General features: G+C 57.6%; 10 protein-coding genes. 5 read left to right on the top strand and 5 right to left on the bottom strand.

The window, feature by feature from the left end:
• Nucleotides 1-13: 13 nt before the first annotated feature.
• From GA566_RS27655 to GA566_RS27640, 4 genes are all read right to left on the bottom strand, one after another.
• Complete coding sequence (locus GA566_RS27655) at nucleotides 14-1,609, bottom strand: site-specific integrase (RefSeq protein ID WP_237380096.1); 1,596 nt, start codon at nucleotides 1,607-1,609, stop codon at nucleotides 14-16.
• The gene (locus GA566_RS27650) at nucleotides 1,549-2,766 is read right to left on the bottom strand and encodes a tyrosine-type recombinase/integrase (protein WP_008648470.1); all 1,218 of its coding nucleotides are present in this window, start codon (nucleotides 2,764-2,766) and stop codon (nucleotides 1,549-1,551) included. The genes GA566_RS27655 and GA566_RS27650 overlap by 61 nt, the downstream gene beginning before the upstream one ends.
• A gap of 2,075 nt (nucleotides 2,767-4,841) precedes the next feature.
• The gene (locus tag GA566_RS27645; protein ID WP_043355224.1) at nucleotides 4,842-8,840 is read right to left on the bottom strand and encodes a hypothetical protein; all 3,999 of its coding nucleotides are present in this window, start codon (nucleotides 8,838-8,840) and stop codon (nucleotides 4,842-4,844) included.
• Nucleotides 8,841-8,956: 116 nt separating this feature from the next.
• Complete coding sequence (locus GA566_RS27640; RefSeq protein WP_052495059.1) at nucleotides 8,957-9,892, bottom strand: LysR substrate-binding domain-containing protein; 936 nt, start codon at nucleotides 9,890-9,892, stop codon at nucleotides 8,957-8,959.
• A gap of 422 nt (nucleotides 9,893-10,314) precedes the next feature.
• Between GA566_RS27640 and GA566_RS27635 the strand changes: the two genes are divergently transcribed.
• Nucleotides 10,315-10,929, top strand: a complete 615-nt coding sequence (locus GA566_RS27635; RefSeq protein WP_081092605.1) for an aspartate/glutamate racemase family protein — start codon at nucleotides 10,315-10,317, stop codon at nucleotides 10,927-10,929.
• A 63-nt stretch (nucleotides 10,930-10,992) separates the two neighbouring features.
• Entirely contained in the window at nucleotides 10,993-11,832 is an 840-nt protein-coding gene (locus GA566_RS27630) for a D-alanyl-D-alanine carboxypeptidase family protein (protein WP_052495066.1), read from the top strand.
• Nucleotides 11,833-12,093: 261 nt separating this feature from the next.
• Here the strand turns inward: GA566_RS27630 and GA566_RS27625 are convergent, their stop codons facing one another.
• Nucleotides 12,094-12,474 (bottom strand): helix-turn-helix domain-containing protein, encoded by a 381-nt coding sequence (locus GA566_RS27625; RefSeq protein WP_043355288.1) that lies wholly within the window; start codon nucleotides 12,472-12,474, stop codon nucleotides 12,094-12,096.
• A gap of 93 nt (nucleotides 12,475-12,567) precedes the next feature.
• On the opposite strand from GA566_RS27625, the gene GA566_RS27620 reads away from it, so the two are divergent.
• The 3 genes from GA566_RS27620 (at nucleotide 12,568) to GA566_RS27610 (ending at nucleotide 14,453) form a co-directional block, all read left to right on the top strand.
• A complete protein-coding gene (locus tag GA566_RS27620; RefSeq protein ID WP_043355290.1) occupies nucleotides 12,568-12,972 on the top strand; it encodes a DoxX family protein in 405 nt (134 codons plus the stop codon).
• A gap of 12 nt (nucleotides 12,973-12,984) precedes the next feature.
• A complete protein-coding gene (locus GA566_RS27615) occupies nucleotides 12,985-13,716 on the top strand; it encodes an SDR family NAD(P)-dependent oxidoreductase (protein ID WP_043355291.1) in 732 nt (243 codons plus the stop codon).
• A gap of 98 nt (nucleotides 13,717-13,814) precedes the next feature.
• Entirely contained in the window at nucleotides 13,815-14,453 is a 639-nt protein-coding gene (locus GA566_RS27610) for an NAD(P)-dependent oxidoreductase (RefSeq protein ID WP_043355292.1), read from the top strand.
• Nucleotides 14,454-14,601 lie beyond the last annotated feature (148 nt).

Raw genomic sequence — 14,601 nt, 5'->3', positions numbered from 1 at the left:
GAGTAGTGTGGGTTCATCGGCGCTCGCCTTCCAACTCGTCGATGACCGCCTGTATTTCGGCGATCGTGCGCTGCAGTTGCAGGTAGGCCGGCGATTGGGCATCACCACGAGAACTCTGCTCGAAGAGCAAGACCACTTCACGCATTGCGGCCAGCACACTCTCGTGCATCGTTTTGTCGTGCAAAGGCATAAACTTCCTGCACCCGTAGCACGACGTCACCGGATTGTAGGGGCAGGCTGGTTGCCCCGACGTGCAGCCGCCGATGCCGGCGATCGGGATGCCGTGAGGCACGCCGGCGATCTGCTGTTCTCCCTTGAGCTGGGTGAGTTCTTCCGGGGAGATGAACCGATCGTGCGCGATCTTTGCCACCCGCCGGTATATATCTGACGCGCCGAGTGCTCTGTTGACCCGTTCCGCGTGAGAGGCTGATGCCGCAAAGTACACCAGCCCCGTCCGTACATCGGAATGCCCCATGAACTCGGCGAGTTCTTCGTGGCTTGCACCAGCGTCAACGAGGCGTTGGGCTGCCGTATGACGAAGGTCCATCGCGCAAGCGCCGTCCCCGATGAGGCGTTCCATGCAGCGGGCGATGCGAGAGCCGGCCTCATGATTGGAACTGACGTCGAAGACGCGATCGCTCGCGTCACGACCTTGCAAATCTGCATAGGCGACCAGGGCCGTGAACAGCACCGCCCACTCCTGTTTCACACGACGGACCATCGGCCTTTTTCGAAGCCTTCCCCGCTGCTTGACCATGAGAAACGTGAGGTGAACGGCCGGTTCGCCGCGGGGCTCTGTCTGCCAGACCCGTACATCACGCATCGTCAGCATCGCGACCTGAATTGGGCGCATGGCGAACTGATAGGAACAGAGCACCATCGCAGCCTCGCAAAGCTCGTCGTGCGCGATGCCTGACCAGCCTCGGGCCCTCACGAGGTCCGACGTTTCGTCCAGGTAGCGAACGATTACGGCTTCTTCATCAGCACTCAGGAAGACATCGCCCGACCGCACACCGGCATATGAGTCCGACGCGGGGCCGGGCAGGGCAGCGCTGACATAGGTCAGATAGGACTCGGACCACCCGTGCTGGCGATGTCTGCATAGCAGCCGCAGAACCGCCTTAACGAAACGATAGGCGTGAACCGGCAACTGACGGGCGCGCAGCGCCATCCATATCGTTGATATGCGGGTTGGGCCGGCTGCAACAACGCGGTCGACGTCATGCACATCGAGATGCATTGCTGCGATCAATACATTGAAGCAGGTCGAGATATGCAAGTCTTCGCCCAACAGGAAGACCAGTAGATGCTTCTGCACAGCGCCGTAGACAGCAGGATACCGGCCAAAGTCGAGCCGGGACATCCGACCATTGATGTGAAGTCCGAAGACATCTGTCTGACGGACTGCCGGGATGGAGCGGAGTTGGTCGTCGAAGTCGTCGTAGTAGCGTACAACGGGCGGTAGCTCCGGCAGTGACGCCACCATGCTTTCGAGCACCGATGGCTCGGCTTGCCCACGAAGCCGGGATGGGAAGGCCTCCAGCATGATCAGCGTCCCTGCGGCAGCGCGCGCAGCAAGGCCACACGATCGTCGAATGCGTCGTTCCATACGCTCGCGAGTCGGCTTTCAAAGACAGCCCTAGCATAGCGCGACGGCATGTCCGACTCTTTCGACCATCCGAAGAATGTACGCAGTTTCTGCAGCGCTTCGGGCATCGAGTCGCCTCGCTCCAGCAGCTGGTGAAGCCGCAATACGGCGCTGGTGTGCCGGAGGTCGTGGCAGGTGACCGACTTCTTTCCGGTGCGGTCGTGCAGTTCCTGCAGCACATCCGTAGACAACGCTTTCGATATCGTTGTAAAGATCTTCGTCAACGACTCTGTGGAAAGAGGGCCGCCAGTCTGGGCGCTTAACATGAACGAATGGGAAGGCCGGCCCCGGTAATTTTCGCAATAGATCTGCACCAGGCCCGCCGTTGCGTCGCTGACGGGAATTTGCCTGACCGAATGGAGCGTTTTGATGCTGGGTTTCGAGTAACGGCTGTCGCTGCCAACTTCTTCATACTCGTTTTGCCGGACGTTCAGCCAGTACCTTGTCCGGCCAAGTTCGCGGTCATAGCTGCTCTTGATGGCGTCTGCTGGCAGCAGCAAGAGTTCGCCGCGGCGCAGACCCTGATGCAGCATCAGCACGAAGGCGATGAAGACCCGCCAGCGGGTGTGCGCGCGCTGGAAGGGATTGGCATCCGATTCCGGATCCAGGATCTGATAGAGATTCTCGACCACGCTGGAGGGCAACGACCGAACGGTCTCGCTGCGGGCACCTTGGCGAATGTGAAGCTGACGGTAAAGCGTTGATAGTCGGTGGATGCGCGCCTCGATCTGTCGCATCTTCGCGTCCGCCGACTTCGACAGCCATGTGACCACCGATGTCACGAATGCCAGTCCGGTCTGCCACCGGTCCTCATTGCTGCGAGTGGCAACAGGCTGATTACGCAGACTCACGAACCACGACTCGAGAATGTCCGCAAGCCGGGCATCGTCAAGGTCGGATAGCGCGTCATCCAGCGCATTCGCTTTGAATGACCGATCCGCATGCTCATACAGGTTCTCGATGTACCGCAGCCGCATGGTCTGCGTGGACGTTGCCCATTGCGCACCCGCGATGACCAGCCAGACCGCGGCCCAGTACCTGGGCATGTGGTTGCTGTCGACCAGCGCAACCCCCCGGAGCGCCCGTGGCACGGCGGCGGCGCTGACCTGAACGAACATAAAACCTAAACCCACAACAAAACGCAACGGCGAAAGATACCATAAAAGCACTTTTCCGTTGCGGTATCTGAAGTCTCCGTGCCGTCCCACACGCAACACTTCAGAACATACCAACAGTGGCAATAATAATCGTTATGTTAAATTCACGATTTCCCCCTAACTAGCCTTCGGCGACACAGCAGTCGAAAGACGCAAAACTATGTTTGATCGCGACGTAAATACGTGTCCGAATGCTCTTCGGCTCATACGCGCCAAAACAAACATACTTTTTCATTTGCATCCCTTACTGCCCACAGTTTTGTTATCGGCCGAATGCCTTCGACCCGTGCGATGATGTCCAACGCATACGTGCCGCAGGAGTTTACATGGCCGCTCAAGAAGATGGGCTAAGCATCTCACCGTTTCCTTCTTCCCTGAGGGATCTCCGAACTCTATGCCAACCAGGGCATCCTTGCGATCCCGTCGATCGCGCTTTACATGATGGCGCGTATCAGGAGCTGGGGACTGTACTGCAGTGGCTGTCTGGATTTGCTACCCATGCTACGGAGCGTGCCTATGAGAAGGAAGTCCATAGGTTTTACTGCTGGGCGCTCTTCATCGATCGAAAGCTGTTGGCCGAAATCACCCCGTCAGACCTAGACTTCTATGATGCATTTCTCCGGGATCCTCCAGACTCCTGGTGCGGAATGCGCAATCGGCGTCGTACTGCCGGAGATTGGCGGCCGTTCGAGGGAGCTTTGTCGGACGCGAGCTGCTCATTCGCATTTCGCGTCTTGGAAAGTTTATTTTCGTTTCTGGTCGATTTCCGGCACATCCAATATAACCTCTTCCGCGAGCGACGAATCCGTCGGAAGAAAAGTGCCATGGGATCCACAAAGCCCTCGAGATCCCTGCCCCTTTTGTCGTTTGTTCGATTACTCCGAGAGCTCGAGTTAGAGTGCGAGAAGTTTCCAGTCGGACATCCAGCGCATGACGAGGCCGAGCGGATGCTCTTCGTAATTCGGTTCATGGGAAACACTGGCATCCGCGGGGAGGAGTTGGCCTGTATCCGCCTGTCCGATTTGTTTTGCTACAAGTCACCAAGCTCCGGAGATGAAACGTGGTCGCTTTCTTTAAGGAACGCGAGCGGGCAGCAGGCAAGGAAGATTGTCCTGAATCCTTCGGCCAAGTATGCCATTTACAGATACTTGGCGGCACGTGGTATCCACATTCCTCCTCCTCCGTCAGCAACGCCCTTGGTATCCCGGCTCCACGGAGACGAGCAAGCTGTTCCTTTAGGCCGGGACTCAATCTATGGAATAGTAAAAAACGCCGTGAACCTCGTTGCCGACAGGATCGAACACAAAAATCCGGATGAAGCTGCCCGTTTTAGGAAGGCAACTCCCCATTGGTTGAGGGTCACGTATCGTCGAATGAACGTAGATTCTCGGCAAAATGTCTACGCAATCCCAAGGATGAGTGCTTAGCTTACGGCATATCGGCACCGCTGCACCCGCCCAGGGCACCACCATTCGGCATATGGATACGCGAATAGTCTCGGCATCGTTGTCACTGGCTGGGTTACCGGCTATACGAGCCTGTGGAGTGTTGTGCCGCCGCCAACTAGCGCTGAATCTGAAAATCCTCTAACTGCTATTTCTCGTTCACACATCGCGCCACGCTCGAGTGCTCAGGTTCGCCTTCAGCGCAATTCTGAGCCATAGAGACGAACAAAAGCCCGCTTGCGCGGGCTTTTGGCGGCCACCAATGAGACATTGGGGTGGCCTCGTAGGCTAGGCCTGCTTCCATTATGCCATCGCGAAGCAGGGCTTCATCTATCTCGCAGACGGGGGCAGATTCCAACTGCCGCCGATAGCCTGAAGATGGGCCGCACTGCCAAGGCAGCCAATTGCCTGGCGGTCACGGCAAAGCGTCGGTGGACGCGAGCAGAACGCTTATGATTGACTACTAGCCACGCATTGCTGCCACGATATCAGCGGATTGCCAAATGCACGTGCGTCATTCATGCGCAACGTATAGGTGATGCGACGAAAGCTGGCCTGCCCTGCCCTACGCGTTGACCCGTCGCCGTCCTATTAGCTTGCCGTTGCCGGTGACACCGTGACGTTTGTGAGCGCTTTCGCATTTGGCTGATGAACGACGAAGCCGGTTCTGCAATAGAGCGCTCCGATCGCGGGCGGCTCTATCGCGCCGCCCTCCCCGGCCAATGCAATTCCCGTTTCTAAGCCATGCTCCAGCACGTTGAGAAATTCAGCCTTGTCTTCCCTGGGAATCTCTCGTGTAGCGGGATACGGCGAGGTATAAGCAAACAACATGTCCGCTACTTGCCGCAACCATCGGGCAAAGCCCTCGCGCATTCCTGTGACGTTATCCTTTCTGCGAAACAAGCCATTGGCGATAAATTTCACGAACTCTACAACTGCGCCGTACTGCATGGACACGTTTGGCATTCCTTGAATCAGGTCGCGCGCTAGGCCGATCGCGTACCGGCGATTGAGCGCGGTTGCGAGGTGGGTGGCAACAAATTCAAGCGTCCGCGCCGCCATCTGCGGCTGCTGGAGTCCCCAAAAGACGTCATCTGCATGAAGGGCGAAAACGGTGCGATTGTGCAGCGCCGAGTTGAGGGCGAACTCTGCGTGATCACCACGTGAGATCTTGCCGTCCTGCAAGCCCTTCATCGCCACGAGATAGGGGAACACACCCTTGATACCAAACACTCCATAGACCCAGTTCCTAAGGCGTTCATCCACCGAGAACAAGGCTGCCCCCTTTTCGAGGCACAACGCGAGCGCGTCATAGGTATCTGTATCGAGAAGATCCTTTAGAAGGATGAGTTCGTGAGGCATTTGCTCCGGCCCATACACCGGGCAAACTTCGCAGTGTTCGTCCATTAGCCTCAATGCTTCGGTATATTGGCTTGCCTTCCACTTGCGAGCCTCTTCCGTGATAGGCAAGAATGCGAACTGCCCATCTATATCGGCCGCATGTCCCTCTGCGCGAGAATCCAACGCCTCGACTTCCGCTTGTTTGAATCGATCGTAGGTCCCCCGGCAAACATACACCCGTGGCAACACTGAGAGAAGATCACCCTGTCCAAAGCGGACAAGTTCAGCCAGCGTGAGCGCGTCCATCACAACGGGGAACGATTGGTCGAGCAACAATGCACTTGCGGCCTCAAGCTCTGGCGCTGTGGTGACACCACTTGCGAGCGGAGGGTTGCGCTGGTCCCAACTGAAGACCATTTGCATGCCGTCGGCGCCGAGCATTTGCGCACACAAGCCAAGCGGAAGCTTGCTCTCGGCGTATTGCTCCATTACCGATTTGCTACGTTGCGTTTGCGCCTTGAGTCGGTCATGGATGGGCGAGACATCCAGGTTCCCATCCTCTTTCTCGGTCAGGCTGAAGAGCTGCAGACCAGGCGCGGGTTCTAGCGATTTCGACAAGAGTTCGTGCGCGTACTCGCCCAGTCCTTGATGAGCATCACTGATCTCACGAATCGTGAAATTGCGAACATCGAACGTTCCCTCGATGTCAACGGTGTCGCCGCATGCCAGTCCTAGCATCGTTTTCGCCAGCGGGCTGTCCGCAGCAAGGAATCTCGCAGATTTCGGCAGATCCGTCATGCCTGCAGGATCGATCACGATTTTTACGATGCTCCTGTCCGCGCCCTCAAGCGTCACCATGGAGCCAGGCCTCACCTCCGGAAAGTGTGTTCTACCGTGTCTGGCTCGGTGACCGATCAAAACTCCCATTAGATAGGAGGAGGCGGCACTGACGTCGTCCATGTTCGAGCGGAACATGCGATAAAGCCGCGCGTACCCGACCTCTGGCTTGCCATACTGCAACTCTGCCGCCGCCAAGTGCGCGATCTGCTTCAGGGTCCCCGTAAGACGCTCGGGCGCCTCGCTGAAGGCGTTTCGGATTTGTGCGGGTGGTCTGGTATGAAGAACAACTTGGTACCAAAAGACCCATGCTTCCGCCCGCTCTGGATGGGCCTCGCGATGCAGTCTCGCAAGCAGTTCGAGCTGGCTCCAGTCATTGGCTTCTTGTGCGACGCCCATCGCTAGGCGGCGGAAGGCGTCATCTGAAAGCCATTCGGGTGGCACTTTTTCCAGGAGGTCTTTTGACTTTCGCCGGTACCCACCAAACAATAGGGCACGCAGTCGTCGCGTCTGAATTGGTAGGCTGCGGCCGCTGGGGTCCACCGACTCCAAGAGGCCGACGGCGTCGGAGAACTGATCGGCGCGAATCAAAATATCCGCGACGATCAGACGCTCGCGCGAACTCGAATGGGTGGAGACTCGCTTCTTTATGACCTCGACAAACCGGAGCGCTTCGCTGTCACGGCCGGCATTGAGCATCAGCCCCGCAAAGGCGCTGAGTGTAATCAGATCAAGGCCATCAGCGGGCGTCTCACTGACTTCCTTGACCACCTTTTCGGATTGGCCGGAGTTGCACGCGCACACCATTTCAAGCAGCTTGACAACCGGTTTCTCGTCCGGCGCATGCTCGCGCAATGCGTGAGTGATGCGAGCAAATGCCTCGGACTCGCCTCGGTTTGCGGCCGTTTCGGCCGCAAGGAGCAATCCGTCTTCGTCCAGCGCATTGAGGTGGGCTATGGAAAATTTAACAAGATCCTCGTGCCGGCGGAGGAAGAGCAAGGATCCGATGTGTAGGGCGGCCACGTTATCGGCATACTCAGGAATTTCCGTTTCGATTCGCTCGCATATGGCGAGCGCCACGCCAGGCTTGCCGGTTAGCATGTGGGCAAGCGCCACGTGCGAGGCAGCTTCGGCCCTGTGCTGGCTATTTTCGATCCGCCATAGTTCTGTTGCCGCAGGCTCGAACGCGGCGATTACCTCATCGAGACCCTCACGCAAATCTTCGGCGTAGGCGTCGAAGTCCGCGGAAATCCCGTCCTTTCCTGCGACGCTAACGATGATGCCTGCGGCCCCTTTGCGGGTGAAAAGGCCTGCATCCTTTGCGCGTAAAGCTCGCCGTGCGTAGGTTACCGCCAAGTCGCTCTGTTGCCGATAAAAGGCGTAGGCCATCATTTGCAGCGCATCTGCTTCTTCTCTGAAGCGCGCCGGCAATTCGGCTTCCGTCAAGTCCTCGTTCTCGCAGATTCGAGCATTGGTAGCCGCTAGCCAAACATGGAGCGAAAGCGGGAATAGGCCTAGCAGGCGTGCCCCTTCAGCGTTGGCAAGCTTGAGGTCTCCCTGGATGATATGCGCTCGGATTTTGTTAGCGGCGATGCGCTCGTCATCCCAAAACAGGTCATAGGCACGTAGAAACCACTCAGCAGCGACCTCCTCACGATTCTGTTGCCAGTGTGCAATGCCATTCTGAAGAGTCCAGCGCGCCTTCTGATGTCTGTCGAAGCTCGCGATCTCGGTTTCGAGAGTGGCAAGCAACTCCTGCGCAGCCTGAAATTTCAGGCCGCGCAGCAGGTCGTTCACCTTGTCAAGCTGCCTCGTCACAAGCCCATTCGGTGAATCTGTCCGACCTGTAGGCAACATCTGCAATAGTGCCGCCTTGAATGTTGCTTCCATCGTCGCAGGCATGGCAGCGATCTGCGCCCCAGTCCTTTCTCCCTGCTCACGTAGCACCGCAATGGCACCGCCCGCGCTGTTTGGGGAGTATTTCGGATGCAATGCGTCGTATCGTTGGATGTGGTTGCATATCTCGGTCCACGATTCCACTTCGACCAAGAATTGGCCATTGGCCTGCCGAAGGTCGCTGACTTCCTGTGCGTGCTTGACGAGCGCCGTGTCGCTTGCAGCTGTCGTGGCAATTATGAGGCGGACAATCTTCCAACCCGCCGCGTCGGCCGCGGCAACCTCATCATCAATTGTCTTGGTGGTCACCCCGCCATCGACATACCGCTTGCACTGGATGCCAATTCGACCGGCTCTTGATGTAACGAAAATGTCTACACCGCCCTGCTTCTGCCCTGATCTGCCGTTCCTCTTTGGAGTCGGATCGTCGAACACGACACCGTAGACATCCGTGCACATGTTTTCGAAGCTGTCAGCATTCGTTGGCTTTGAGATCTCGATCTCGAACGCGCGCATTCTGTAGGCCTTTCTAGTTCTGTGTCGACGGATGACCCTTGCAACCATTCCGCGGTCATTGCTTCCCCGCATTCTGCCAACAGGTCCCAGCGACTCCCCTTCCCTTCGCCGCTTGTTCAGACTGGAGCATCATCTTCGACGTGTTCACACGATGAAGTATTGTCCAATGACTGCCACAGGTCTTGCAGCGTAGGGTTGGCGTTGGCAATCGCCCGGTAGCACCTGATTTCCAATTGAGCAGTCCAGGTGTCGTGGCCCGCCTGGACGAGGCGTCCCGCTGCGATCTCCTCCGCAACCGCGCTTACCGGTAACCACGCAACGCCGTATCGCTCGACCACCATCTTCATCAGCAACATCGCCATGTCCGCCTCGTAGCAGCTACGCAGATGGTACGGTGCGTCGGCGCTGTTCAAGATCATATCGACAACGCGTCCCATGAATGTCGTGGCCGTGTACGCGAGGTACGGGAGCGGAGCGTCGGTCGTGCCCGGCAGCGAAAAGATCGGTTTGCCGCGGTCGTCTGGCGCAGATACAGGGATGAAATCCTCATGGCCTAACGTGATGCCGGCGAACTTGTCGCGGTCGAGCAGGATCGGCACGAGTGGATGGTGATAGCCGATCATCAAGTCGCAACTGCCTTCAGCCAATGCGACGACGGCATCGTGAACGTTCGCTGCGACGACTCGCGCATTGAAATCACCGGTTTGTTGGTGGAACTGCTTCAACCACCTTGGCAAGAACGTCAACGAGAGCGTATGGCCGGCGGCGATCTGGATGGAACGGCCTGGCATCTTTGCCTCCTGGCGCAGTTCCGAACGCAGTTCCGTAATGGCACCGACGGATTCTTTGCTTTGCTCGCAGAACCTGCGGCCAGCAGGCGTCAATTCGACCGGGTAGGTGCCTCGGTCTACCAATTCGACGCCAACCCAATCTTCCAGCGACTTTACGCGTCGAGAAAGTGCTGATTGCGTAACAAATCGGAGCTCTGAGGCCCGGGAGAAGCTGTGCGTCTGTTCGATCGCCAAAAGATCTTCGATCCACTTCAGTTGCATTTGGCACCTCTTTGCCGCTGAGGGTCACACGTACCCAAGTGGGCAGCCGAACGCCCACGTAAACCCCATGTATGGACCGAAAACGCAAGAAATAAGCGAATCCTGATCATCAAAGTACAGCATAAAGTGCGCTATGTGGCGCTCCAAGCAAAACTATTCTGGTATGGAATAGTTTCAATTTACATCCTCATAAAGTGGATTCCATTGCGCTCCTAGAATCCGGTTGGCAAACAAGGCGCACTGATGAGGAATGCGATGGCTATTCAACAAGATTTCAAGGGAACGCGGCGCGAGCATGACTTGCTTGGCTACCGCGAGGTGCCGGCAGACGCGTACTACGGCATTCATACGCTGAGGGCACTGGAGAACTTCCCGATCACTGGCGACCCAATCTCGCGTCCAAGGACCAGGATCACATTAAGATGGTCGTGGAGCAGAATCCGCAAATCCCGGATCGCACGGCAAATCTGCTGCGCCACGAAGCGGACCCGACAGTTGCACTCTACGCAACCTGCAAACGTCTGGAATCTGAGGGGGCAAACGCCATTGCGATCCCCTGCAATACCGCCCATGCGTATGTTGAGCGGATTCAGCCGCATCTCTCGATTCCGATCGTCAACATGCTGACGGAAACCATCGGACACATCGTCGGCAAGTATGGAAAGGGAACGAAAGTTGGACTTCTTGCGACGTCGGGCACGGTGGAGAGTCGGGTATATCACGATGCTGCCGCAGGGCAGCTAGAACTGATCACACCGTCGCCCGACTTCCAGGCGATGGTGATGGAGGCAATCTATGGCCCGACAGGCGTGAAGGCTGGCTACACGCAGGGGCACTGTGCAGCGTCGCTTCGGGCAGCCATCGAGCACCTCCAAAATAAGGGTGCGCAAGTCCAGATCCTCGGCTGCACCGAACTCCCGCTCGTTTTCTCGCAGACCGACAGCTTCCCGGTCGGAAGCGCGAGCGTCGCACTAGTGGACCCAACTGATGTCCTTGCAAAACGGTGCGTCCAGCTAGCGTCCTCCGCCCAGGCGTAGTCACCTACACAATGCTCTCCTCGAGGCGGCCTCACGCCTCGGCCCACGCACGACAGTTCATTGATGCCTTTTTTGCGCTTCACTCGTTTTCTTGCCGCCTCGGCATTTGCTTTCGGCGCCCTCCCCCTCCCCGCAACGGCCGCGCAGGCTCCACAGATTGCAGCACGCTCTTACATTTTGCTCGACAGCGGCTCGCATCGCGTCATGCTCGAGAAGAATGCTGACGAGCGTCTACAGCCCGCGTCGCTAACTAAAATGATGACAGCCTACGTCGTGCTTGACGCCCTGAAGGCGAGCACGATCAAGTGGGAACAGTTGGTGCGTGTGGAGGCCAGCGACCTTGCTCATGTGGGCGGCGACGAGGCAACCATGCGCCTCCAGGCCGGCCAGATCATCAGCATTCAGGACCTACTGACGGGTCTCATTGTTGTCTCAGCAAACGATGCGGCAATGGTCCTGGCCCGTACGGTCGCCGGGTCGGAGGACGCATTTCTAGGGAAAATGAACGATTACGCCAATCGTCTAGGGCTGAGTGCCAGTCACTTCGCCACCCCTTCCGGCATTACCACGCCAAACCACTACTCGACTGCCCGAGACATTGCCCACCTGTCGGTGCGCTTGACGGAGGATTTTCCGGTCTACCTGGCCTTCTCCGCTCAGCGGGATTTCAGCTATGGCAGCTTCACCAGACACAACAAGAATCGGCTGCTGGACGATCCAACTATCGATGGCCTGAAGACGGGCCATACTGCCAAGGCAGGCTATTGCCTGGCGGTCACGGCAAAGCGCTCGGTGGCCAAGGGCAAAGCGATGCGACGTGTTTTCGCTGTGGTTCTCGGCGCACCCTCCAACGATGGGCGCTTCGTCGCGGGCAGGCAACTGATCGATTACGGCTTTCATTGAGCCCGCTGCGGCTCTGAGCCGCTCGTCGCTGGGGATGGTCAACGGCAAGCAGCGGTATAGCCCTCTGACTGCATGTTGTGCCGGCGTATGGGGGCGCGCAATGCGAAGCACGAGAACTCCAGGTCGCCGTTGACGGGAGTTTGTGTAATTCCTGGCACGTTAAGACTCTCCCTCACTAGCGGGTTGACGATGCTCACCCCTGCGCTTGGCGAGCGTGATGCGAACCGGTGCCGGGGCAAACGCAGTCTCATGCCGGATGCGCTAACTCCCCTTTGCCCTGCGCCCGCGCGACGTCGGCTTCGCCGGCACACTTCTCCCATACTCATTCCACCACGCTGTCAGCGCCTCCATCGTGGCCCCCAAGCCGCGCGCCTTTGCCGTGATCTCGTACTCGACGCGCGGCGGCACCTCAGCAAACACCGTGCGCGATATTAGGCCATCCGCCTCCAATTCACGAAGCTGTGCCGTCAACATGTGCTGAGTGATCCCCGGTATGGCCTTGCGCAGTTCCCCAAAGCGATAGATCCGCTGGTTGAGCAGCCACATGATTTCCAGCTTCCACTTTCCCGACAGTAGCGCAAATGCCCGGCGCATTTCCTCGTGCATGTTGATCTCATCGCCGCCATTAGTCTTCTTTTCCATACTAACCACCAGTTTTTCATCCTACTTGCTGACTTTTAGCTTAGACGACATTCTGTTGCGTGTCGATGCAATCCCCCAGCTTTAGGAAACCTCATGACTCAAAGTTACGTGTACTGGATCAGCACGGCGCTGCTCTCCTTGCTCTATCTCGCTTCCGCGACGATGTATTTAGCCAAACGGGCTTGGGTTGTCCAGGCACTTACAGACCTTGGCTATCCCGGCTATCTCGTACCGTTTCTCACTGCGGTAAAGCTCCTGGGCGTGGCCGCCATTTTGGCGCGCGTCAGCGCGCCGCTAAGCGACCTGGCCTACGCCGGCATGTTTTATCACCTGCTGCTGTCTGGTTTGGCTCACCTTGGCGTCCGTGAACTGAGAGGTGCGCTGCCTGCGGTAGTCGGCGTTGTGCTGCTCGTTTCGTCGTTCGCAACACAGAACATCGCTCGCGAGACCCCGTCCCCCTACGCTCCATTTGCGGAGCGCCAAACATCCCTCAACTAACGGAGATCAACCATGGCTCGACTCAACGGAAAAGTCGCGATCATCACTGGTGCCAGCCGCGGCATCGCAAAACTGTTTGCCGCAGAAGGCGCCAAAGTGGCCGTTCTTTCGCGCACCCTGGCCAATGTGGATGCGGTCGTTGCCGACATTCGCGCTGATGGCGGAACGGCAATCGGCGCGCTTTGCGACATCGCCAATGCCGGCGAGATTAAGGCAGCGGTGGATAAAGTCGTCGCTACCTATGGCGGGATCGACATCCTCGTCAACAATGCCTTCGACTCATCCGCGCCGTTCTCTTCCATTACCGATCTGTCGACGGAACAGTTGCAGCGCAATTTCGAGATGGGACCGATTGCGTATCTGCGGACGATGCAGGCGGCGTACCCCTACCTCAAGGCGAGCGGTGAAGGACGTGTCATCAACTTCGGCTCAATGGCTGGTGTCCTGGGCTTGGTGGGATATGGTCCGTACAACATGGCCAAAGAGGCAGTGCGCGCTCTCACCCGCACCGCTGCCCGTGAGTGGGGCCCCGACAAGATCACGGTGAATAATGTACTGCCGGTGGCCGAGACATGGGGTCCGGAAACCAACGTCCCTCCGCCGACCAACCCGCTCGGCCGCTATGGTTCGCCGGAAGACGATATTGCGCCTGTCGTCCTGTTCTTGGCGAGTAAGGATGCCCAGTTTTTGACCGGATACAGCCTTACCCCCGACGGCGGCTCGATCATCGACAGCGCTCGATAGCTCGGAGCAACTGTCCGTGGTTCGAACACGTATGCAATGCTATCAAATTTGATCGGGCCACTAGCACCTGAGGCTGTGAAGCGGCAATTGAGAGAGAGATGAAAGTTACCCTTTTCGGAGCGACCGGGAAAACCGGGCCATCCCTTGTAAACGAGGGCCTGCAGCGCGGCTTCGAACTCACCGTCTTTGCACGTTCCAGCAGTAAGTTTGAGAACGCCAATGTGCAGATTGTCCGAGGCGAGTTTACCGATATTGACTTGTTGCGAGACGCAATCCGTGGATCAGATGCGGTGCTTTCGGCGCTGGGCCCTGCCAGGCAGCCACACCCGAAAGGTATGCCAATCACTACGGCGACCCGGGCAATCATCTCAGCGATGGAACGCGAGCAGGTGAAGCGGTTCATCGCGGTCTCGACCGGGACAGCCGCTGATCCTGGCGATGATTTCGACCTCAAGATCTGGCTGCCTGCCGCAATCATCAAGTTCGCGATGCCAAGTGCTTACGAAGATATGATCGGACTTGCAAGAGCGATCCGTATCTCGTCGCTTGATTGGACAATGGTTCGAGCGGCTGTATTGAAGAATCGCCACGCCGCGGAGCAACTCAACGTCGGCTTGTATGGTCACGCCAAGCATTCGCTGACGGTCGCCCGTGAAGACTTGGCCAAATTCATGTTTGATCAAATTGCGAACCACGATTTCGTTCGCCGGGCTCCCGGAATCAGCACCCGACAATGACTTCGGGGAGGAGACCGCTAAGCGCTTAACTGCCCGGCCCAGTGTTCATGAACGCTGATTTTCCGTCCTGCTTACAAAGCGGTAAAACACATCGATTTCCGGGACTGTTGGGAGTTGCACCGCCTTTCAGTCACGAACTGGACTCTCG

This window comes from Cupriavidus sp. SW-Y-13 (genome assembly GCF_009793345.1).
Classification (GTDB): domain Bacteria; phylum Pseudomonadota; class Gammaproteobacteria; order Burkholderiales; family Burkholderiaceae; genus Cupriavidus.
The sequence above is the reverse complement of the archived record's forward strand: the minus strand, read 5'-3'. Positions and strand labels throughout refer to the sequence as shown.

Coding starts and splice junctions, on each gene's coding strand:
- GA566_RS27650 (WP_008648470.1), bottom strand. CDS start 2,766: ATGTTCGTTCAGGTCAGCGCCGCCGCCGTGCCACGGGCGCTCCGGGGG.
- GA566_RS27615 (WP_043355291.1), top strand. CDS start 12,985: ATGGCTCGACTCAACGGAAAAGTCGCGATCATCACTGGTGCCAGCCGC.
- GA566_RS27625 (WP_043355288.1), bottom strand. CDS start 12,474: ATGGAAAAGAAGACTAATGGCGGCGATGAGATCAACATGCACGAGGAA.
- GA566_RS27610 (WP_043355292.1), top strand. CDS start 13,815: ATGAAAGTTACCCTTTTCGGAGCGACCGGGAAAACCGGGCCATCCCTT.
- GA566_RS27645 (WP_043355224.1), bottom strand. CDS start 8,840: ATGCGCGCGTTCGAGATCGAGATCTCAAAGCCAACGAATGCTGACAGC.
- GA566_RS27630 (WP_052495066.1), top strand. CDS start 10,993: ATGCCTTTTTTGCGCTTCACTCGTTTTCTTGCCGCCTCGGCATTTGCT.
- GA566_RS27620 (WP_043355290.1), top strand. CDS start 12,568: ATGACTCAAAGTTACGTGTACTGGATCAGCACGGCGCTGCTCTCCTTG.
- GA566_RS27655 (WP_237380096.1), bottom strand. CDS start 1,609: ATGGAACGACGCATTCGACGATCGTGTGGCCTTGCTGCGCGCGCTGCC.
- GA566_RS27640 (WP_052495059.1), bottom strand. CDS start 9,892: ATGCAACTGAAGTGGATCGAAGATCTTTTGGCGATCGAACAGACGCAC.
- GA566_RS27635 (WP_081092605.1), top strand. CDS start 10,315: ATGGTCGTGGAGCAGAATCCGCAAATCCCGGATCGCACGGCAAATCTG.